Origin of the sequence: Chitinophaga sp. ARDCPP14, assembly GCF_051362515.1 — a bacterium.
In the GTDB taxonomy this organism is placed as follows: domain Bacteria; phylum Bacteroidota; class Bacteroidia; order Chitinophagales; family Chitinophagaceae; genus Chitinophaga.
Window position 1 is genome coordinate 315,777 of sequence record NZ_JBKIXB010000001.1, and the last position, 22,103, is coordinate 337,879.

General features: G+C 46.3%; 14 protein-coding genes. 11 read left to right on the forward strand and 3 right to left on the reverse strand.

Annotated elements, in window-relative coordinates; all coding sequences use genetic code 11:
* Positions 1 to 30: 30 nt before the first annotated feature.
* The 3 genes from ACLHR0_RS01230 to ACLHR0_RS01240 all read right to left on the reverse strand — a co-directional run bounded on the left by ACLHR0_RS01230 (position 31) and on the right by ACLHR0_RS01240 (position 3,603).
* Complete coding sequence (locus ACLHR0_RS01230; RefSeq protein WP_436484308.1) at positions 31 to 2,199, reverse strand: amylo-alpha-1,6-glucosidase; 2,169 nt, start codon at positions 2,197 to 2,199, stop codon at positions 31 to 33.
* Between the two features lie 17 nt (positions 2,200 to 2,216).
* Positions 2,217 to 3,293, reverse strand: coding sequence for a glycosyltransferase family 4 protein (locus ACLHR0_RS01235; RefSeq protein ID WP_436484309.1), 1,077 nt, complete (start codon positions 3,291 to 3,293; stop codon positions 2,217 to 2,219).
* A gap of 82 nt (positions 3,294 to 3,375) precedes the next feature.
* A complete protein-coding gene (locus tag ACLHR0_RS01240; RefSeq protein ID WP_436484310.1) occupies positions 3,376 to 3,603 on the reverse strand; it encodes a dodecin family protein in 228 nt (75 codons plus the stop codon).
* A 310-nt stretch (positions 3,604 to 3,913) separates the two neighbouring features.
* Between ACLHR0_RS01240 and ACLHR0_RS01245 the strand changes: the two genes are divergently transcribed.
* The 11 genes from ACLHR0_RS01245 (at position 3,914) to ACLHR0_RS01295 (ending at position 22,022) form a co-directional block, all read left to right on the forward strand.
* Complete coding sequence (locus ACLHR0_RS01245; protein WP_436484311.1) at positions 3,914 to 4,171, forward strand: hypothetical protein; 258 nt, start codon at positions 3,914 to 3,916, stop codon at positions 4,169 to 4,171.
* Between the two features lie 824 nt (positions 4,172 to 4,995).
* Entirely contained in the window at positions 4,996 to 5,598 is a 603-nt protein-coding gene (locus tag ACLHR0_RS01250) for an RNA polymerase sigma factor (RefSeq protein WP_370909831.1), read from the forward strand.
* Between the two features lie 58 nt (positions 5,599 to 5,656).
* On the forward strand, positions 5,657 to 6,850 hold the full coding sequence (locus tag ACLHR0_RS01255; protein WP_436484312.1) for a FecR domain-containing protein: 1,194 nt from the start codon (positions 5,657 to 5,659) through the stop codon (positions 6,848 to 6,850).
* 258 nt (positions 6,851 to 7,108) lie between these two features.
* Positions 7,109 to 10,693 (forward strand): SusC/RagA family TonB-linked outer membrane protein, encoded by a 3,585-nt coding sequence (locus ACLHR0_RS01260; protein ID WP_436484313.1) that lies wholly within the window; start codon positions 7,109 to 7,111, stop codon positions 10,691 to 10,693.
* A gap of 11 nt (positions 10,694 to 10,704) precedes the next feature.
* Entirely contained in the window at positions 10,705 to 12,129 is a 1,425-nt protein-coding gene (locus ACLHR0_RS01265) for a RagB/SusD family nutrient uptake outer membrane protein (RefSeq protein ID WP_429045622.1), read from the forward strand.
* A 27-nt stretch (positions 12,130 to 12,156) separates the two neighbouring features.
* Entirely contained in the window at positions 12,157 to 13,083 is a 927-nt protein-coding gene (locus tag ACLHR0_RS01270) for a hypothetical protein (RefSeq protein ID WP_436484314.1), read from the forward strand.
* A 146-nt stretch (positions 13,084 to 13,229) separates the two neighbouring features.
* Positions 13,230 to 14,159: an ABC transporter ATP-binding protein gene (locus tag ACLHR0_RS01275; protein ID WP_429045619.1), complete on the forward strand. Its 930-nt coding sequence runs from the start codon at positions 13,230 to 13,232 to the stop codon at positions 14,157 to 14,159.
* 21 nt (positions 14,160 to 14,180) lie between these two features.
* The gene (locus ACLHR0_RS01280) at positions 14,181 to 16,481 is read left to right on the forward strand and encodes a Gldg family protein (protein ID WP_436484315.1); all 2,301 of its coding nucleotides are present in this window, start codon (positions 14,181 to 14,183) and stop codon (positions 16,479 to 16,481) included.
* 14 nt (positions 16,482 to 16,495) lie between these two features.
* Positions 16,496 to 17,845, forward strand: coding sequence for a MutS-related protein (locus ACLHR0_RS01285; protein ID WP_436484316.1), 1,350 nt, complete (start codon positions 16,496 to 16,498; stop codon positions 17,843 to 17,845).
* Positions 17,842 to 19,152, forward strand: a complete 1,311-nt coding sequence (locus ACLHR0_RS01290; RefSeq protein WP_436484317.1) for a MutS-related protein — start codon at positions 17,842 to 17,844, stop codon at positions 19,150 to 19,152. Before ACLHR0_RS01285 ends, ACLHR0_RS01290 begins: the two co-directional genes overlap by 4 nt.
* A 65-nt stretch (positions 19,153 to 19,217) precedes the next feature.
* On the forward strand, positions 19,218 to 22,022 hold the full coding sequence (locus ACLHR0_RS01295; RefSeq protein WP_436484318.1) for a M16 family metallopeptidase: 2,805 nt from the start codon (positions 19,218 to 19,220) through the stop codon (positions 22,020 to 22,022).
* The last annotated feature ends 81 nt before the right edge of the window (positions 22,023 to 22,103 follow it).

The following is a 22,103-nucleotide window of genomic DNA, read 5'->3' on the forward strand; positions in this document are numbered from 1 at the left end:
AACATATGCCACGCGCTTCAAAGCAGGCATTTATTTCTTTATGATCACCGACCAGTCGTCTGGTTTTTGCAGCAGGTTGAAACCCACGTCTGTATGTAGGCGGGTCAGGTTAAGATGACAGAGGCTGTCACCCAGGATGAGGTTGGAAATATACACTTGCTCGAGGTAAGAGGGCAGCAACGGTTTTTCAAACGTAACAGTTTTGGTAACCGCGTTTATGTGCACCCGGAAACATGCCTGCAACAACATAAATACCGCTGCCACTGACCACGCCTGTGGCGAGCAGGCAACAGGATAGGCTGTAGGCCCCTCTCCCCTGCGGCGGTCCAGTCCGCAAAACAGCTCCGGCAAACGTTGCAACTCAATAAATAAACCCGCATCAAACATGCCCTGCATTATTTTTAACACCTGTTGCTCAAAGCCGTACAACGATAAACCATAAGCAATCATGGCATTATCATGCGGCCATATAGAGCCGTTGTGGTATGACATGGGGTTATATCGCTTCTCAACGGCACTCAGCGTGCGGATGCCCCAGCCTGTAAACATATTATTGCTCAGCAGGGTATCGGCCAAAGTTCGTGCATGCTCTTCCGTAGCTATTTGGGTAAAAAGACAATGGCCCGCATTGGAGCTCACCACCCGGCAAGGACGTTTATTATTATCCAGGGCCAGCACAAAGCAATTCAGCTGGTCGTCCCAGAATTGTTCATTGAACTTTTGCTTCAGTAGCGCCGCTTCCTTTTCCAGCTGGCCGGCAAGCGACAATTCACCACGGACGACCGCGAGCTTGGCCGCGTGTTTTTTTGCCGCGTATACATAACCCTGTACCTCACAAAGCGCAATGGTGGGTTCGGCCAGTTCTCCATCTTCATACATAATAGAATCAAAGGAATCTTTCCAGCCCTGGTTGGTCAGTCCGTTCCTGGCTTTGTGCTTATATTCCACCCATCCATCACCGTCGATATCACCATAATTATCTATCCAAAACAATGCAGCCGTGATATGGGGCCATAGCTGTTTAATGGTATCTGCATCAGCGGTGCGTTCATAATACATCCCCGCCAGCATAATAAAAAGCGGCGTGGCATCTATGGTGCCGTAGTACTCTTTAAACGGAACTTCGCCAGTGTTGGCCATTTCCCCGTTACGTGTTTCATGCATGATCTTGCCCGGCTCCGCATCTTTTTCCGGTATGAATTCAGTAGCCTGTTTGCTGGCAAGGAACAACAATACATCCCTGCCGATAGCGGGAGCCAGCCATAACAATTCCATTGCAGTGATGATGCCATCGCGGCCAAAAGCCGTATTATACCAGGGAACACCGGCGTAAGGATAATAGCCGGATTCCGTACGCGTCAATAGTGAAAGCATATCAGCCATCGACCGGTTGATCCAGTGATTGAACTGGGTATTGGAGGTGTAAATGCTGGCAAACAGGCGGCGGGTGCTGCTCAATTCCTCATTGGTTGTTTCCTGTGCCAGCTGAAAATCGATATCCATATTTTTTTCCTGGTCCGTTTTCAGATAAATAGTGTAACTGATAACGGTCTGCTCTGCGGGTTGAAGCATCACCGTGAAATGTACTGTATCCCGGATAACATAAAAGTCGGCCGTACTGCTGATCACGATCGTTGTTTCGCGTGCTACGTTATCCAATCCCATGTATTGAAAGCTGAGGCGGTCGCCTTCTTTCTTTAATTTTACAGGGGGAATTTTTACCTCCCGCTGCGTGCCTCGCACTTCAAAGATGTCCCTGAAATCTGCACCAAAAGAAAGGGAAAGATCAAACTGGCAGGGCTGATCACCAAAATACCTGCACTGTAGTTCTTCTAAAAAAACCTTATTCCGGATCAGTTGTGTGCGGGAAATATGAACGGTATTTTCGGCTACTTTTCCTTCTGAAAGCACCGGGTTGGTGAGGTCAACGGACAAAATTTCGTTATCTTCTTTAATAGCATTGCTCAATAGCAAAGGTTTTTTACCATCGATAGCCAGATTTAATTTATTTAAAAACCGGGTGCCATCATGATAGATCCCCTGCACCATTTTACCACCGGGAGAAATATTACCCAACTGGTCGAAAAGGCCAAACGTATTACAGTGATTGAGTACCTTATTCCGCTCATCTATATTAATTACATCAGCTGATATATGAAATTTAGTTTCTTCTTCAGTTGGATGAATAATATTTTCCATAGTACTGTTTTTATAGTTTACAATACCTGTTGTTGCTCCATTAAAAGATCCAACGGCATATTGTTACGTTTACCTGCGATAATCAACTCATATAATTGCACATAATCTGTTGCCATCCTGTTTGCAGTAAATCTTTCTTCAAAAACACGGCGAACTTCCCTGCGCGATAAACGAGTAATTGCTGAAACGGCGTGCAGTGCTTCCTCCTGCGTTTCCACCATAAAACCACTGACCCCGTTTTTGATGACTTCAGGTACAGATCCTTTTTTAAATGCAATCACAGGAGTACCGCAGCTCATCGCTTCTATCATCACCAGTCCGAAAGGTTCTATCCAATCAATGGGAAACAGCAATGCCATCGCATTTCCTAAAAAGGAAGTTTTCTGCTTCTCATTAATTTCACCTACATATTCGATCAGCGGATGTGCTAACAGGCGCTCAATATTTTCTTTATAATACTGCTGGTCTTCCCTGTCCACCTTGGCCGCTATTTTCAACGGGCAATTTGCCTGGATGGCAATTTCAATAGCCTTGTCCACACCCTTTTCAGGAGAAATCCTCCCGATAAAAGCCAGGTATTTACCTGCCTCTTCCTGTAACGAATGCAGATGAACAGGCAATCCGTGATACACTGTACCTATCCAGTTGGCTGCCGGCAAAGGCAGACGCTGGTTATCGGAAACAGAGACCACCGGCTGCTGCTGAAACATACGGTAAACTGATTGCAGATCAGGAATATCAAGCCGCCCGTGCAATGTGGTAATACAAGGCGTACTGCAATGTGCACTAAATGGAAAATGCAGGTAGTCGGTATGAAAATGTATGATATCAAATTGATCTGCCCGCCGGATCACTTCTTCCATTTGCACAATATGATACGCCAGCGGATCAGTACAGTTACCATTTAACCGCAGCGACTGGCCAACCGTAGCAACCAGTTCAGCATTTGTAACAGAATCTCCTGAAGCAAACAAAGTAACCTCATGTCCTTCTTTCACCAGCTCCTCTGTCAGATAATAAATCACCCTCTCTGTACCGCCGTACAAAGAGGGTGGCACTGCTTCGAATAATGGAGCTACTTGTGCTATTCTCATAAATTAATTCCATTTGATTCATCATTATAAAAACAAGAGATGTGCCATTTGGAATATAATTTTATGAGACCGGATGAAAGACCTACGCCGTTTTTTGATTCCGTTCTGCTTCATCTATCCGGAAAGATACCTTACAGATCAATCCATAAGTGGTTATCTTCCCATCTTTTACATGCACTTTAATATCTTTTACGAAAACAGAATCTATATTATGGATTGTTTTTGATACTTCTGTTACCGCATTACTGATAGCATCTTCAATACTTTTTTCAGAAGAGGAAATGATTTCAATTACTTTTACAATAGCCATAAAATTATCTTTTAAGATGTGAAAGAAATTGTTTTTTGTTCCCTTCCGCGGCACAAAAACCCGGCCACCCATGCCAATTTATCTGCTATAAAAAAAATAACGATCACGTTTTGAATCAGCTTCACGAACGGCTCCAGCTGCTATGGGAAAAATCTGCTACAGCAGTGATGAACAATTAATACATCCACAGATGGTCGGGGGTATCATAATTGTGACGGAGCAGGTAAAAGACGTTTAGGCACACGTTAAATGACAGCGCCGGTTTACAGGCCCTGATGGATGATATCGCTGACAGGTGCATCGTTAGTTTATGGGATTCCATACAGCAATGATCAACTATCTGCAAAAGGAAGATCAGCAAGCGGCGCAGTTTGCAAAAAAGGCGATCTCTTGTTTTGAGCCATTTAATCAGAATGAACAGCAGTACGCAACTCGTTCAACAGACATCATTGCAGGGACGAAGGTATACTGCAGTATGATGGAGTTTGATAACAACAGCTGGAATACCGACCAGCTGGCAGGGAGTGGGCCGGCAATTATGTGCCTCCATTTTATCAAAACGCTATGATGCTTTTATCTGCCCGGATGAAACCACTGCGTTGCATCCGCTGCACATACAACCACATGATGAAAAGATACCGGAAACTTATCCTTTTGGTATGTAAAACTGTAGTTGCTGCCTCCGGCATAGAAGATCTATGCCTAATTTTCATAACGCAGCGTTTCCTTTCCTGATGTTTTTTCTGAAAAATACCCACGTGAAAGCAACCAGGTAAACAAAAACAGCAATAACCAGCAACAACGGCATATTCCCGTAAATACTAAACTTTAACAATATGGCTTCCAACAAGAGTAAACCAATCCAATACTACACAAAAGGCATCCGCCCGCCTTCATTAAAACGCTTTAGCAGGTAAGCGTATGGCCATACGAAAAGCAACGCATCGAGTAAGGTAACAGGCAGTATAAAAAATAAAATGGCAGATAATAAGTTCGATTTAAAGGAGATTTACAATATGCTCCCACGCCTTCTCATTACTCATAAATCCAAACACGATTAGCATGATCGGAATATTTCTCAGCATAAAATAAATCAGGAACTTTTTTATAATCGCTTTATTCATTGTGGTCTCTTTTAAATCTTCAGCTGTAATTGGCTATTATCCTATAGGTGCGATATTCTTATTAATTATTAAAATATGTAATAAAATGCTGAAAACTTCCACAAAATTAATATGTTCTATGGCAGACTCATTTAACACCAGCAGCCTCAAACAGGTTTATAGATTCATAATTCATAACCTATTAATTTTCAATCATTTAAACACACCCCTTTTTCCTTGAGAATTTTTGCTCTAGTTTGTGCTTCCAAACATGAACATAAAATAAGCATTGTCAAGTAAGCAAGCATACGGGGAAATTGAGCTGATATCTTCTTTTCAGCAGGGCGAACACAAAGCACTGCATCAAATTTATGCGCTATACCAGCGGCCACTCTGCTTTTTTACGGAACAGCTGACTTCCGATACCATGGCCGCAGAAGATATTGTTTCTGAATGCTTCATCCAGGCATTTCAAAAAAAAGAGGACTTTCCTACACTCGGGCAACTCAAAGCTTTCCTGTTCACCGCAGCAAGGAATGCCGCCCTCAATTATCTCAAGGCGCAAAAACGACATGGTGATATCCACCAGTCGATAGAAAGGAACGCCGACCGCTTTTCCATAGATGTTGAAAAAGCCTATATTAAAACGGAGGTCACCCAGGCTATTTTTCTTGAAATTGAAAAACTGCCGCCACAATGCCGGCAGGTAGTCCGCCTTTCCGTTATCGACGGGAAAAAGCCACAGGAAATAGCCGACGAACTCAATATGGCCTACCAGACCGTTCTGAACCAAAAAGCAAAAGGCGTGGGATTATTGCGTACCGCCCTTTTAAAAAATGAGTTGATATCCCTGCCAGTCCTCGTTTCCGCGCTGTTAATGCTGCAGCGGTAAATTTTTTTTTGAAAAGGGCGGTATAAAAAGAGGAGTTAGTTGTTTTAGTAGTATCGACATGACTGAGAACAATCATTACATAGCCGGCCTGATTGGCAAATACCTGGACAATAGTCTGAATGCTGACGAGAAGATGGCGTTAACGGAATGGATCAACGCCTCCGACGATAACCGTCATCTTTTTGCGGAATTAAGCGATCAGCAACAGCTGGTGGCGAATCTTCAGCGGTTTTATGCCTATGATGCTGACAGGATTTCCAGGAAGATCAGTGAACAGATTCCCGGATTTGACCAACCCATTATGAGGCCGGTTCACCGGGTTCATTTTATCCGCAGATGGGGCTGGGCAGCTGCTGCGGCACTGCTGCTTGCAGGAAGTACCTACCTGCTGGTAATGAATAAAAAAGATCAGTCTCCCACCATCGCATCCCGTGTAGCGGATATCACTCCCGGCAGCCAGGGCGCCATACTTACCCTGGCCGACGGACGACAGGTAGTGCTGGATAGCCTGACCAGCGGGGTTGTTGCGCAACAGAACGGCAGCTCCATCGTACTGTCGGATGGTAAACTCAAGTATGATCCTTCCGGGGAAGCCGTCTCCGACATTCAATATAACAAAATGACCACGCCCAAGGGGCGGCAATTTCAGCTGACCTTACCTGATGGAACAAAGGTGTGGTTAAATGCAGCCAGCTCTATCCGCTACCCTACTGCATTTGCCGGTAAGGAACGAAAAGTGGAGATATATGGGGAGGCCTGTTTTGAAGTAGCAAAAGATGCCAATAAACCTTTCCGGGTAAATGTAAATAATAAAGCTTCCATAGAAGTACTGGGCACGTTGTTTAACGTAAACGCCTACGAAAATGAAAAAACGATCAATACTACATTGCTCGATGGAAGCGTAAAAGTAATCAATGAACCTGCCAGCGTAATCCTCAAACCTGGCCAGCAGGCACAGATCAGCAACACACCGGGAGGAAAAATAGCTATAGTAAACAAACCGGACATTGAAAAAATAATGGCCTGGAAAAGCGGCCTGTTCAACTTTGAAGGCGCTAATCTTGAAGAAGTAATGCGACAGCTGGAACGCTGGTACAATATAGATGTAGTTTATGAAAATGGTATACCGGATATACAATTCATGGGAGAAATGAGCAGACAAATTTCATTAACAGACCTGCTGGAAATATTAAGGAGAACAGAAGTGGACTTTAGAGTAGAAGGACGCAAATTGATTGTGCTGAATAAATAAGTATCAGTTACACTGCACCGGGAATCACAGAAGGGGCCTGCATGGCCCGGCCTGACTATGTAATTTAACAAGCCAACCATTAAAAAACCGTCACGGATTGCGGCCGTGACGGTGTATTTGACTTAGTTGGTTTCTAAACGGTTTATTGCAATTCACATTTATTAACAACCAAATCTCATGCAATTTATGCAAAAAAAATGCTATTGGCCGCCGGATCGCCGGGGAAAAAACACGGGCCTAACCAAAATCTTTCTGGTAATGAGACTTACTGTCATTCTATTAACAGCCGCCATCTTTCAGGCAAGTGCCTCGGGTCACGCACAAACCGTTACCCTGTCGGGTAAAGCCATCCCTATCAAACAAGTATTTAGTGCTATTAAGCAACAAACCGGGTACGTAGTTTTCAGTAATAATAACACGATCAATGATGCAAGGAATGTATCGCTTTCTGTACGGGATATGCCCCTGAAAGACTTGCTGAATGAAGTATTGAAAGACTTACCCGTTACCTACGTGATCAAGGACAAAACGATTGTACTGTCACGCAAAACAATACCAGCCGGCGATATCCTGGCTCCTCCCAATACGATTACCGGCACCATCCGGTCTTCCACTGGTGAACTATTGCCAGGCGTATCTGTCCGGATAAAAAATACGGTCAACGGTACCATCACCGGTTCCGACGGGTCCTTCTTCTTTAACCGTCCACCTGAAGATGCCGTATTCGTGATCAGCATGCTGGGGTATGAAACCCTGGAAATCGCTGTTCTGAAGGGCGACAACGGATATACCGCCAACACGCTGGATAAAGCACAATCGAAGTCGCTGCTGGTGAAAGAAGGAGCCAACCTCCTGCTGAACATTACGCTGAACAGGAAAGACCTGGAAATGAACGACGTGGTGATCACCGGGTATATGAACGTGAATAAAAAGAATTACGTAGGCTCCGTTTATTCCGTAAAGGCAGATGATATCAAGATCGCCGGCGAAACCAGCATCGATCAGATGTTACAGGGCGTTGTACCGGGCATGTCTGTTATCACGCAATCAGGACAGGTAGGTTCCACGCCAAAGATCCGTATCCGCGGTACCTCCACCATCCTGGGCAACCAGGAACCGGTTTGGGTAGTGGATGGCGTAATCCAGCGCGATCCCCTGCCAATGCCCAATGGTAGCGGATCACTGGCTGGAGATATGAGCGAACTGCGGCTGATCGCCTCCAATGCCATTTCTTGGCTCAATCCAAACGATATTGAAACCATCACCGTTTTAAAAGATGCTTCGGCCACCGCTATTTATGGTTCACAGGCAGCCAACGGCGTAATTGTGCTCACCACGAAAAAAGCGCGCCCCGGCCAGTTATCGGTGTCTTATAGCTCCAACCTCACAGTGGGTCAGAAACCTACCTACGGCGACTTCGACCTGATGAACTCCCAGGAACTGATGCAGTTTTCGAAAGAAGTATACGAAGCCCGCGACAGCTATACCGCTGAAGTATTGCCGATCGGCTATGCCGCATTGATCCAGCAGTTACAGAGAAAAGAAATCGATTATGCCACTTATATGGAACGCTACCGCAAGCTGGAAAACCAGAATACCGACTGGTTCTCACTCCTGTTCCGCAACCCGTTCAGTCAGAATCATAGCCTGAGCATCTCCGGCGGCACCGAGAAGATCTCCAACAGAACCTCTTTCAGTCTTCAGCAGCAGAACGGGGAAGCCAAAGGGAATGACCTTACTTCTTTCGCCGCTTCCTCCAATACCACTCTCCGGTTCGGAAAACGGCTGACCGTAAACCTGATGCTAAACGGCAGCCGGCGGGAAACAAATGGTTTTTCGTATGGCGTAGATCCGTTCAACCATGCTTATAATACTGCCAGAACCATTCCTATGTATAATGATGACGGATCCCTTTTTTACCATGAGAAAAGAGGAGAACCCAGCACCGTTTTCCCCGGCAACAACAGCTACCGGTATAACATTCAGAATGAAATTAATAATACAGGAAATAAAAATGTTACCAATAACCTCGCATCTACTGTAGATGTAAACCTGCAGTTAACAAAGGACCTGCAATACCAGGGACTGTTATCTTACACCCTTACCAATTCCAGCGTAAAATCCTACGCAACGGAATTATCTTACTTTATCACTCAAACAAGAGGATATGAGTTCGGCAGCGTACTGTCCAACTCTCCGCAGGAACTGGCCAGCCGCCTGCCTTTCGGAGGACTCGCACAACTGCAGAACGCCGACAACAGTGGCTATACCTGGAGAAACAGCCTGGTATATAACCACTTATTTGGTACCCGCCATGCCGTGACCCTTCAGGCTGGAATGGAAGCCAGATCCGCATTAATGCAGGGTAATACCGATAGCCGTTATGGTTATCTACGGTATCGCGGGGAAAGCTATGCACCTGTTCCGGTAATGCCCGCGATGATTTCCGCCAATGGCGACAACCTGCTTGATCTCATGCGCACAAATTCAGGAATCGTCAATCAAAAAAGTAATTTCCTGAGTGAGTACTTCTCTGCGGTATATGCTTTTGATCAGCGATTTATCTTCAACTTCAATGCGAGATTGGATGCCTCCAACCGTTTTGGCCAGGATAAAAACAAGAAATTCCAGCCAACCTGGTCGTTTGGTGGAAAGTGGCGCGTTGCCAATGAAAAAATCCTGAGCTCCGTGAAATGGCTGAACGCACTTGACCTGTCTGCCACCTACGGCTACCAGGGAAATGCAGTGGAAGCGGTATCTCCTTACCTGATTGCCACCGATGGGGGACTTAGCAATGTCTTCAAACAATATGTCCTCAACATCAAATCGCTGCCTTATCCTGAACTGGGTTGGGAGAAAACAAAAACATGGAACTTCGGACTGGACCTGGCAATGTTTAACGGCCGCCTGAGCGCCACCGCCAACTGGTACAAAAAAAGCAGCAATATCCTGGCTTCACGGGACGTACCCATTGAAAATGGGATGAACTCCGCTACCGTATTTGGTTCCCTGATGGAAAACACCGGGTACGACCTGATCATCAGCGTAGTGCCGGTGCGTACGAAAGACTTCATGTGGCAGTTTTCTGTGAATACCGGTCTTGCCCGGAACGTGCTGAAACAAAACGAAAGGATCAATACAAAAGATGATTACCTGAACGGAACTGCTATTGTGAACGGAGAGGCTTACTCCACCTTTTATTCCTTTGCCTATGCCGGTTTAAATCCAGCCAATGGCGTGCCTCTCTTTAAAAACATGGATATTAAACCTACTGCCAATGACCTGGATTACCTCGTTAAATCCGGTAAGCTGGATCCCGATTTTTCCGGCGGATTCAATACCATGGTGCGATATAAAAACCTTTCGTTAAGCGCGCAGTTTGCCATGGCTTTCGGAAATCAAAAAAGGCTGCCGGTGTTCTACAATTCTTCCGGGGCGCCTACTCCTGAACAGAATGCACCCAGGATCCTGAAGGACCGCTGGAAACAACCAGGCGATGAGCAGCACACCAACATCCCTGCTGTTCCACCCGGTAATCCCCGCAGGATAGAGTTCTACCTGCCCACGATAGCGTCAAACAGAGTAACGCCGTATGACCTGTATAATCAATCCGATTACATGGTGGCAGATGCTGACTTTATCCGTTGCCGGCAGATTGCGTTGAACTATGAGTTTACACAGGAACTGCTGAAAAAGATACACATCAAACGACTGAGTACGTCCCTCAGCATGACCAACCCATTCCTGGTAACTTTTGACGACGCATGGAGAGGTTACGATCCGGAAACAAACGGATGGCCTGCCCGCAGAACAACGTCATTATCTTTTAATATGACTTTCTAATATTGAAGCGCATGAAATATAAGTTATTTGCTGTTTTCTTTGTCTTCACGGTGCTGACATCCAGCTGCACCAAATTCCTGGAAGAACAATCACAGAGCGAGATTATTCCCAAAACGGCTACCGACTTCCGGGAGCTATTGATGGGATCAGGTTATATGGGAAATCAGGAGCCAACTGATTTTCTTTCCCGCATGGACGACGATGTGGACCTGAACATTGAATGGGGCGCGGGCACCCCCTACACTATCGTAGGCACCGCTACGGTTAAAACAGATTACCTGTTTTATACCTGGCAGCCCCAGTTGGCCGACAGGAATGGGTTAGGCGATCTTATCAGTGAAGATCCCGCGTCTACCGCCTATTACTATTTTTATGAGAAGATAATGGGATGTAACGCCGTATTGGATAATATCAATACCGCGATCGGTAGCCAGCAGGATAAAGACAGGGTAAAAGCCGAAGCCCTGGCGATGCGGTCGTTCTATTATTTCCGGTTGGTAAATCTCTATGGAGCACCTTACAACAACAATCCACAGGCGCTTTCCATTCCTTTAAAGCTGAACTCCAATGTTACAGCCGAATACACGGAGCAGTCGACGGTAGCAAGGGTGTACGAGCAAATCGTTAACGATCTGAAAGAAGCTGCCACGCTGATGGATCCGCTGCCTGTTGCGCGCAGGGACTTTCACATCAATCAACCAGCCATTCACATTCTTTTGTCCAGGGTATATCTTTATATGGAAAAATGGGAAGAGTGCGTAGCAGAAGCCAGTAAAGTTTTTGAACAGTCGTCAGTACTGATGAACATGACCGGCATCACCACTGGTTACTGGCTCACCTATACCAACCCTGAAGTAGAGTGGATGTTTGGTGCAAAACCGCAAGGGGGCGACCAAACCGCCTTTATTCCTTCTCCGGATCTCCTGTCAGTTTTTGATCAGAACAATGATGTGCGCCTAAAATATGGTATAACGAATTCAGGTGGCACACCGCTCATCACGAAGTATACAATCATAAACGGAGAACTGACCCAATGCATTCGTACAGCAGAAGCAGTGTTAAACAGGGCGGAGGCAAACGTGCAGCTCGGAAAACTGCCTGCTGCCATGAAAGACCTGAATGACCTGCGCCGTACACGCATCATTGGTTACACAGATGAAAATATTGGCGACAAGGCAGCACTGCTGCAGGCAGTCCGGGTAGAGCGCCGTAAGGAATTTTTCCTGGAAGGATTCCGCTGGTTTGATCTCCGACGCTATGGCATGCCTGCCATTACGCACCGGTATCAGCATGAGCCGGGGGAAGCAGTATTGCATTATACCCTGAAGGAAAAAGATCCGATGTACACGCTGCCTCTTCCCAATAGCATACTGCAGAGAAACCAGGCACTGAAACAAAATCCATCCGGCACTATGCCCGACAGGATCGGCCAGTAATGTTTAAACAAGCAATAACATCATAACATGAAGCATATATTTCTAATCGGCTGCATCTCCAGCATATTACTATTTTCCTGTGCGAAGGATACTGAAATCGGCGCACCAACGCCGATCGGACCTGATTATGTTTTACCGCAGGGCAACGCCCCAAAAGAGGCAAATGATAAAATTCAACAGCTCTATAACAACTACGGATCTTACTTCCTGTATGTGTTTACACAAAAGGATTTTGAATGGATGCAGGCAGCCGGCGGCAGCGCATCAAAGATCGATACAGCGGTATTGGGCAACCCTGCTTATACCGGTGATATGCTGAATTTCCTGAACGATGTGTGGTTGAAATTCCTGCCGGATGATTTCAAGAAAAACCAGGGGATTCCTTACCGCGTTCTCATGGCAGATACCATCAAACAATACAGGACCGGGTATCCCCCCGGCAGGGAATACCTCTACTTCGATTACAAGGTAGTAGGTAAGTCCATCACTTTCGCCGGCATGAACGCATCACTGCGTACCATGACCCCGGCTCAAAAGGTGGACAAAAAGAATGTCCTGACAGGCGCTATCTGGAACTATTATATCAGTAATAATATTCTTGATATTCCGGCAGCATTCTACACGGTCAGCAATTATGCAGCAGAAGCAGCACCCACAGCGCCGCTGTCCATTCCTGCCAACCTGGAGGCCTTCCGCAGCAGCGGCTTTTTACCAACCAGCTATGATGCCCTCAGTGGCAGAATAGGTGAATGGTATTATGGCACCTATTCCTGGGGAACGGCCAAATCAAATGATATCACGTCATTTATCATGCATATTACAACCCGGACGGATGCACAAATGCAGCCTTACCTGCAGTATCCGCTCATTAAACAGAAGTTTGATATCCTGGTGGATTATTACAAAACAAAATATCATATAGATGTGCGTGCTATCGCCAACGCCACCTACTGATGTATAACCTTTCCTTTCGCCCGGGGCTTCGTCCCCGGCGAAAGGTATCTTTCAGCAGCACATCTTCATAAAAAATATTCAACTGCAATCACCGTGTAAGCAAAAGCTTACGCCTGCTATATTATTTAATAAACAATCCGTAATGAATGGAAAACGCCATCGTAAAAGTTGAAAATCTGTCTCACCGTTACGCTTCCCAGTGGGCGGTTCGGGACATAAATTTTGAGATCCATAGCCAGGGAGTGGTGGGACTGCTGGGTTCCAACGGAGCCGGCAAATCCACTACCATGAACATCATTTGTGGAGTATTAAAACAATCGAAGGGAGAGGTATTCATCAACGGGATCAACCTGAAAGATGACCCGGTAACCGCCAAGCGCAACATCGGGTTTATGCCGCAAAAACTGCCGCTGTACCTCGATTTCACCGTGGAAGAATACCTCACCTACTGCGCTGATCTGCGGATGGTGGAAAAAAGCCAGTTAAAAAAAGCAGTCGACCAGGCCCTGGAAAGATGCGGTGTGGCACATTTCAGGGAACGTCTGCTCCGCAACCTCTCCGGTGGATACCAGCAACGCGTGGGCATCGCCCAGGCCATTGTGCACAACCCTAAATTTGTAGTGCTCGATGAACCCACCAACGGCCTGGATCCCAACCAGATCGTGGAAGTACGGAACCTGATCAAAGAAATTGCGATAGACCGCTCGGTGCTGCTATCCACGCACATCCTCACAGAAGTACAGGCTACCTGCAAGGAAATCAAAATGATTGAAGAAGGCCAGATGGTATTTTCCGGCACACTGGAAATGTTCGATAATTATATTGAACCCAACTCACTGGTAGTTATGCTGGACGCAGCTCCTGCACCTGAAGAACTGCTGAAGCTGGAAGGTATCAGATCTATCGAACAACTGGCCCCCTCCCGTTTCAGGCTCGGATACGACGGGGAAAAGAAAACAGCACAGCGGCTAGCGGAAATAAGTGTGGGCAAAGGCTGGGGACTAACAGAACTGATTATCGAAAAGAGTTCACTGGACGCAGTATTTGCCAGGTTGTCTAAAAAAAATACCAAATAAAAAATCATTAAAAGATATTCAATGAGACAAATTTTTAAGATCGCCAAAGCAGAGTTATTCACTTTGTTTTATTCACCGATCGCCTGGATGATCCTCGTGGTATTTACTTTTCAGACGGGAATGGGCTTTGCAGACACCCTGCAGGAGATGCTGCGTGGCCAGAGCAGCGGTATGGGCCTCTCCTTTATTACCGCTAATATTTTCTCCGGACAAAGGGGAATGCTGGCTTCCGTACAAAATTACCTGTACCTCTATATGCCCCTGCTTACAATGGGATTGATGAGCCGGGAGTTAAGCAGCGGTTCTATCAAATTACTGTATTCATCCCCGGTTACTTCCTCACAGATCATTCGTGGTAAGTTCCTTGCCATGATGACCTATAGCTTACTACTCATCGCCGTATTACTGGTGTATGTAATAGTGGGTATGTTTGTGGTAGATAACTTTGAACTGGCGCCTGTACTATCAGGTCTCTTTGCCATTTACCTCCTGATGTGCGCCTATGCGGCTATCGGGTTGTTTATGTCTTCCCTCACCTCTTACCAGGTAGTAGCGGCTCTCGGCACATTGGTGCTGCTGGGAACACTCAGCTATATGAACAAAGTATGGCAGAGCATCGATTTTGTACGTGACATTACGTACTGGCTGTCTATTTCCGGCCGTTGCAACGAAATGATCAGTGGGTTGATCTGCACAGAAGATGTGCTTTATTTTGTGATCGTAGTTGCCATGTTCCTGGCACTGAGCATCCTGAAATTGCAGTCCAACCGCACCCATGCCTCTTTTTCCTCGGTATGGAGCAAATATGCAGTTGTAGTGATCGCCGCTATGGCGCTGGGTTATACCACTTCCCGCCCAATATTCATGGCTTATTACGACGCTACCGAAACCAAGCGGAATACCCTCACCCCCAATAGCCAGCAGATCATGGCTAAACTGGATGGCGGTCTCACCATCACCACCTATGTAAACCTCCTCGACCGGGAAGGCTATAATGGTATGCCCGAAATGGTAAATGAAGATAAACAACAGCTGAAACAATACATCCGCTTCAAACCGGAAACAAAGCTGAAATACGTTTATTACTACGATTCTGCCAGCAATAACCCCCGCCTGAATTTTGTTTATAAAAACAAATCACTCGCGGAAATGGCACAAAAGGAAGCAGAGATCAAAGACCTCGATATTGATCTCTTCCTGACACCGGAAGAAATAAGGAAGAAGATCAACCTCCGGGATGAAGGCAATATTTTTGTCCGCCTAGTAGAAAGAGAAAACGGGCAAAAGGCATTTCTCAGGATCTATGAAGATATGATGAAATTTCCCGACGAAGCGGAAGTATCAGCCGTTTTCAAACGCATGGTAATGAAGCTGCCAAAAATTGCTTTCCTGCAGGGACAAGGAGAACGGAAAATAGAAGGGGATCGTATAAAAGATTATACCCTGTTCTCTTCTGTTAAAACATTCCGTTATGCGCTCACTAACCAGGGCTGCGATGTGGAAACGCTGGATCTTTCCGGTAATAACCAGATTCCCGCAGGAGTAGACATTATCGTGATTTCCGATATGCAGCAGGAGATGGATTCCGTTTCCAAACGAAAACTGGATACCTATATTGCCAATGGCGGAAACCTGGTGGTGACCCTTAAACCAGGATCAGCGGTCATGGAATCTTTCATTTCCCAATTTGGCGTAAAAACAATACCCGGCCAACTGGTACAACCTAAAATAGATGTAGTTGCGAATGCCGTTATATGCCGGCCCACAAATGCTGCTATCAGCATCGCACCTATGTTCGATCTCATGATCAAACAACATGCGTATGTGGGCATGGTGAAAGCGGCTGGTTTGGTAATGGCGGAAAACAAAGGCTTTAAAGCCACCCCCGTTCTTCAGACCGATACCATGAAAACATGGAATGAAACGCAGACCATCGATTTTGTGAATGATTCTGCTTCCGTAGATGTAATGGCCGGAGAAAGGGCAGATAGCTTTGTTACGGCAATGGCTTTATCGAGAAAGATAGGTAATAAAGAGCAACGCATCATGATCATAGGAGATGCCGACTGTATCAGTAACGGGGGTATGAAACCGCCTATCAGATATTACGGCGCTTCCAACTTTTCTTTGATTCCGGGTATGTTCCATTGGTTATCTTACGGCACTGTACCAGTAGACGTAAGCCGTCCGCATTCAAAAGACAACACCCTCTTTCTTACCAAAGGAAGCCTGAAGGTGGTGAAATACGGATTAATGGGCGTGATCCCGGGATTATTGCTGATAGGAAGCAGCATTTTACTCATCAGGAGAAGAAGAAAGTAAAACAAACAGCTGGTATGAGCCTAATGACCGATAAACAAACGCTGAATGACCTGAACATTTTCGGGAAAGGTGGAGGCGATTCAATGTACACGATATTTAACCGCACCTTTACCCGCGGCGGCTCTGAGCTGCTGGAAGAAATGTTCCGCAGCCCGCTCTCCGACGCTGCCGCCATCAATGCGCGCAGCACCATCATCCGCGCCTTTTCTGAACAGCAGATAAGCTTTCCGTATGAGGGTGAATGGTTCGATGCAGCAGAACAACACCTGCAAAATACCGATGAGCGCACGAAGCTGAATGACCAGGAACATACGCTGGGCAGAAAGTTTAATCACCTGATTGCCGCCGACACAGAATACAAAGCCATTGAAAAAGGCGTGGTAAGCCTGATCGGTATCTTACAGGCCACCCGGGTGTTTGCAGACAGCATCCGGCAACAGGTAGCAGGTATTCCTTACAACAGGGAACTCGCTTCCATCGACCGGTTATTACAAACAACAGAATTGCAGTCCCTCCTGCAGGAACATACCAAACAGAAATTTTCTTTTGCCAAGGTAGCGGAGTATGATAAAATACTCCGCTTCCGGCAACGGAACATCATCCTCCAATTGCTGGGACATATTTACCTGGCCGATGTATACCTGTCGGTGGCCCGTACTGCCAGGGAACGGAAGTTCTGCTTCCCGGTTGCCCTGGATGCGGAAAAGCAAACAGTAATACTGGAAGATTTTTACCATCCGTCTTTAACCAGGCCGGTGGCGAATACATTAACCATCACTCCTTCCAGTAACATTATTTTCCTGACAGGAGCCAATATGGCGGGAAAATCCACCTTTATGAAAGCGCTGGGTATTGCTATGTTCCTGGGCCAGATGGGATTCCCGGTGCCGGCAGCCAAAATGGAATTTTCTGTAAGGGATGGTATTTTCACCACCATCAACCTGCCGGATAACCTGAGCCAGGGGGCCAGTCACTTTTATGCGGAAGTGCTGCGGGTTAAAACCATTGCACAGGAGCTAAGCCGCGACAAATACCTGTTTGTCATTTTCGATGAACTGTTCCGCGGCACCAATGTAAAAGATGCATATGAAGCCACCATCGCCATTACATCGGCCATCGCACGCAGGAAGAATTGTATGTTCGTGGTATCTACACATATCATTGAAGCCGGCGACGTGCTCAAAGAGAAATGTGACAATATCAACTTCGTATACCTGCCAACGTTAATGGAAGGCAATAAGCCCGTTTATACGCATAAACTGGCCTCCGGTATTACTTCCGACCGGCATGGTATGGTAATTATAAAAAATGAAGGTATCCTGGACCTATTGGCCAGGAAAAAATCAATAAAGAAGACCACATGAGCTTTATTGCCGATAAACAAACACTGGACGATCTGTCGCTGCTTGGAAAGTATAATGCCAATTCCATCTTCTCCCTTTTTAACCAGGTAAAAACCCGGGGGGCAGAAAAACTGCTGGATGCCATGTTCCTCCATCCACTAACCGATGCGGATCAGATCAATGCCAGGAGCACTGCCTTCCGTTATTTTGGAGAACAGCCCATTCCGTTTCCTTTCAACGAACAACTGCTGGGCAACACGGAAGCCTTCCTGGATGAAGGAAGTAACAGCAGCTTCCCCCTCGCCCTCTGGCAAATGGGCCGGAAAAAGTTAGCGGCCCTTCTGGTAAAGGATGATGCATTTGAATTGCAGCTGCAGGGAATAGATACCTGCGTACAGCTGCTAAAAGGCTTTTCTACCCTACTTGATCATCTCGAAAAAGAAGGTCGTGATAAAAATACCCCTTGGGAAAAATGGGTCACAAGTGCCCGGAACATCCTCCGGGATAAGCGGCTGCAAAATATCAATTCCCAAAGATCCCTGCTGCAAACCGCCAGGTTACACTATCTGCTCGCACACATATTCCAGGATAAGCTAAAAACCCTGTTGGCACTCACCTACGAAATAGAAGTGTATCTCACCGTTTCCGGCATTGCCAAAGCAAAAGGATTTTCCTATGCAAAGGCATTGCCGAAAGAGAAGAATACGCTGATAGCCAAAGGGGTTAAACATCCCGGCCTGGATAAAGCGGTTCCCAACAGCCTTTCGTTTAATGGCAACAGTAATGTACTGTTCCTCACCGGGGCCAACATGGCGGGCAAATCCACCCTGATGAAAGCGACCGGTATCATGATGTACCTGGCACATATGGGATTTCCTGTAGCGGCCCGGGAACTGGAGTTTTCTGTGCTGGATGGTATTTATTCTTCGGTAAATGTACCTGATGACCTGAACCGTGGATACAGTCATTTTTATGCGGAAGTGCTCCGGGTAAAAAAAGTAGCGGAAGAAGTAAATGCTGACAAACACCTCTTCGTTATTTTCGACGAACTGTTTAAAGGTACCAACGTGAAAGATGCCTATGACGCCACACTGGCAGTAACAGAAGCTTTCACCGCCTTCAGGGATTGTTTCTTTATTATTTCCACACATATCTTTGAAGTGGGAGACGCGCTAAAAACAGCAGGCGATCATATACAGTTTGAATTCCTGCCAACTATTATGGAAGGTACCGTACCCAAATACACCTATACCTTGCAAAAAGGTATTACAACAGACAGACAAGGAATGATTATTATCGAGAATGAAGGTATCTTAGACATGTTATAATGTTTAAGCCGCTTCTTTATAACGGGAACATGTTACACACAAAAACCAACAAAAGATAAACATCTATGCATTATCGTTATCTGGCCATAGCAGGACTGCTATGTCTTTCCACTGCAGGCAGCTTTGCACAGGGCTCCGGTCAGGGCCAGCTCATTCCGCTGGACACGGCTGTTCGCACAGGACAATTACCCAATGGCTTTACCTACTACATCCGCAAAAACAATGAGCCTTCCAAACGTGCATTATTCTACCTGGCCAACAAAGTAGGCTCTATCCTGGAAGATGAGGATCAGCGCGGTCTTGCTCATTTCCTGGAGCACATGAACTTCAACGGCACCACCCATTTCCCCAAAAATGAACTGATCGACTACCTGCAAAAGGCAGGCGTACGCTTTGGCGCCGACCTGAACGCCTTTACATCGTTCGATGAAACCGTTTACCAGTTGCCTATCCCTACTGCCGACCCTAAGATGGTGAGCCGCGGACTGGATATTATGCGCGACTGGGCACAGGAAGCCCTGCTGGAAACAGATGATATTGACAAAGAAAGAGGTGTGATCATTGAAGAAAAACGCCTGCGCGAAGGAGCAGCTGCACGCATACAGGATAAGACACTTCCCGTGGTGTTAAATAATGCCAGGTATGCCAACCGCTCCCCTATTGGTACAGACAGCATACTCCTGCACTTCCCGGCAGCCACGCTCCGCCGCTTTTACCACGACTGGTACCGTCCCAACCTGCAAGCCCTCATCGTAGTAGGCGATGTGGATGTTGACCAGGTGGAACAACAGATCCGCAAACAATTTGCAGACCTGAAAAACCCCGCCAACGAAAAACCCAGACCCGATTATAAAATTGCCCTCACCGGTAAAAATCAATTCCTGACTATTACCGACCCGGAAGTATCTGCCACCAACCTGGAAATCGCCATCAAACATACCGCCGGTAAATTGACTACCACCACCGATTATCTCAATACCGTAAAGCGGTCGTTGTTTAACCAGGTACTCGGCGCCCGGATCGGCGAGTTATCTCAAAAACCCAATCCTCCATTCCTGGGCGTAAATGCAGGCATCGGCAACTTAATGGGCGGACTCGATCAGTTCTCCTTCTCCGTAACGGCGAAACCCGGCAAACTGGCGGAAGCCTTTGCCGCCGGCTGGTCGGAAGTAGAACAAGTGAAACGCTTCGGCTTTACACAGTCTGAACTGGACCGGGCCAAAGCAGCCTATATGGCAAGCCTGGAAAAAGCAGCAAAAGAAAAAAATAAAACCGTTTCTGAAAGCTACGTGAAAGAATACCAGGCACTGTTCCTCGAAGGAGCTGCTTCTCCAGGGTTCGACTGGGAATACAACTTCCTGAAAAAAGAATTACCGGGTATCAGCCTGGATGACCTGAAAGCAGTTGCCAACGAATACATCACAGATACCAACCGTGATATTTTCATCGTAGCTCCCGATAAAGAGAAGAATAATCTTCCTGATTCCGCCACCGTTACAGGATGGTTTAAAACCGTTGCTGCAGCTTCGCTGGCAGAGTATAAGGACAACGTTACCGACCAGCCGCTGTTGAAAAAAATACCGGCGCCTGGAAAAGTAACAGCGCAAAAAAATTATCCGGCATTAGGCATACAGCAATTAACCCTGAGCAATGGTGTGAAAGTATGGCTCAAACCAACCACTTACAAAAATGATGTTATCCAGTTCCTTTCATTTGCACCGGGTGGTATCAATAAATATTCAAATGAAGACTTTCCCAGCGCGTCCAGTGCAAACGGTATTATAAGTGGTTCCGGTCTGGCTAACTTCTCACCCGTTCAATTATCGAAGATATTAAACGGTAAATCAGTCTCCGTAGGCGCCTTCATCAGCGGACGTAGCCAGGGTATCGGCGGCGCCAGCATCGTAAAGGACTTTGAAACCGCACTGCAACTGATATACCTGCGGTTCACCGCACCCCGGAAAGACACCGTGTTATTTGAAAATGCATTAGCCCAATCCAGGGAGCAGATCCAAACCCGCTACAATGATCCGGGCAATGTATTTAAAGATACCGTGACTGCAGTATTGAGCGGCTACAATTACCGCACAAGCCCTGCCACCTTGGCCAGGCTCGATAGCATCAGTTTGGAAAAAGCTTATGAGGTTTACCGCGACCGCTTTGCAGATGCGTCCCAGGCCAACTTTGTATTTGTAGGTAATTTCAATACCGACAGCATCAAACCTTTGCTCGAACAGTATCTCGGCGCACTGCCTTCCCTGAACAGAAAAGAGAAAGCTGTTAAACTGCCGGTACTTGTACCCAAAGGACAACTGGTAAAAACAGTCACCAAAGGAACAGACAACAAAGCCAGTGTATTACTGGTTTACAACGGCGATTGTGTTTACAGTACGGAGAACAAAATGCAGTTGCAGGCGTTGTCTGAAATCCTGCAATACCGGCTGCTGACAAGCCTGCGGGAAAACGCCGGCGAAGTATACACCCCTTCGGTAAATGCAAATATGTCGAAAGAACCCGATCAGCGCTTCGGCGTAAATGTATCATTCGGATGTGCACCTGAACACGTGGAACACCTGGTAGGACTGGTACAACAGGATATTGCGAATTTACAGCAGCAGGGCGCCACTACCGATGAAGTACAAAAGTTCAAAGCCGGCTTTCAGAAGCAATATGAATTGCAGTCCGAAAGCAATGAGTTCTGGTTACAATTTATCTCCGGGAAAATAGAAGGCAAGGAAGAATTGAAAGAGCTGCCCAATATAGAAAAACAATTGAGCCGGGTTAACGGTGCATCCATTAAGGCTGCGTCGAAGAACTACCTGAGTGGAAAGAATGTGATCCGTTTTGTGGCATTGCCTGAAAAGAAATAGAAATTGTTTTTGAGTGATGATGTAAAAGCCGTTTCCTTTTTTGGGAAGCGGCTTTTTTTATGGAGAAAATTTTAATTACGG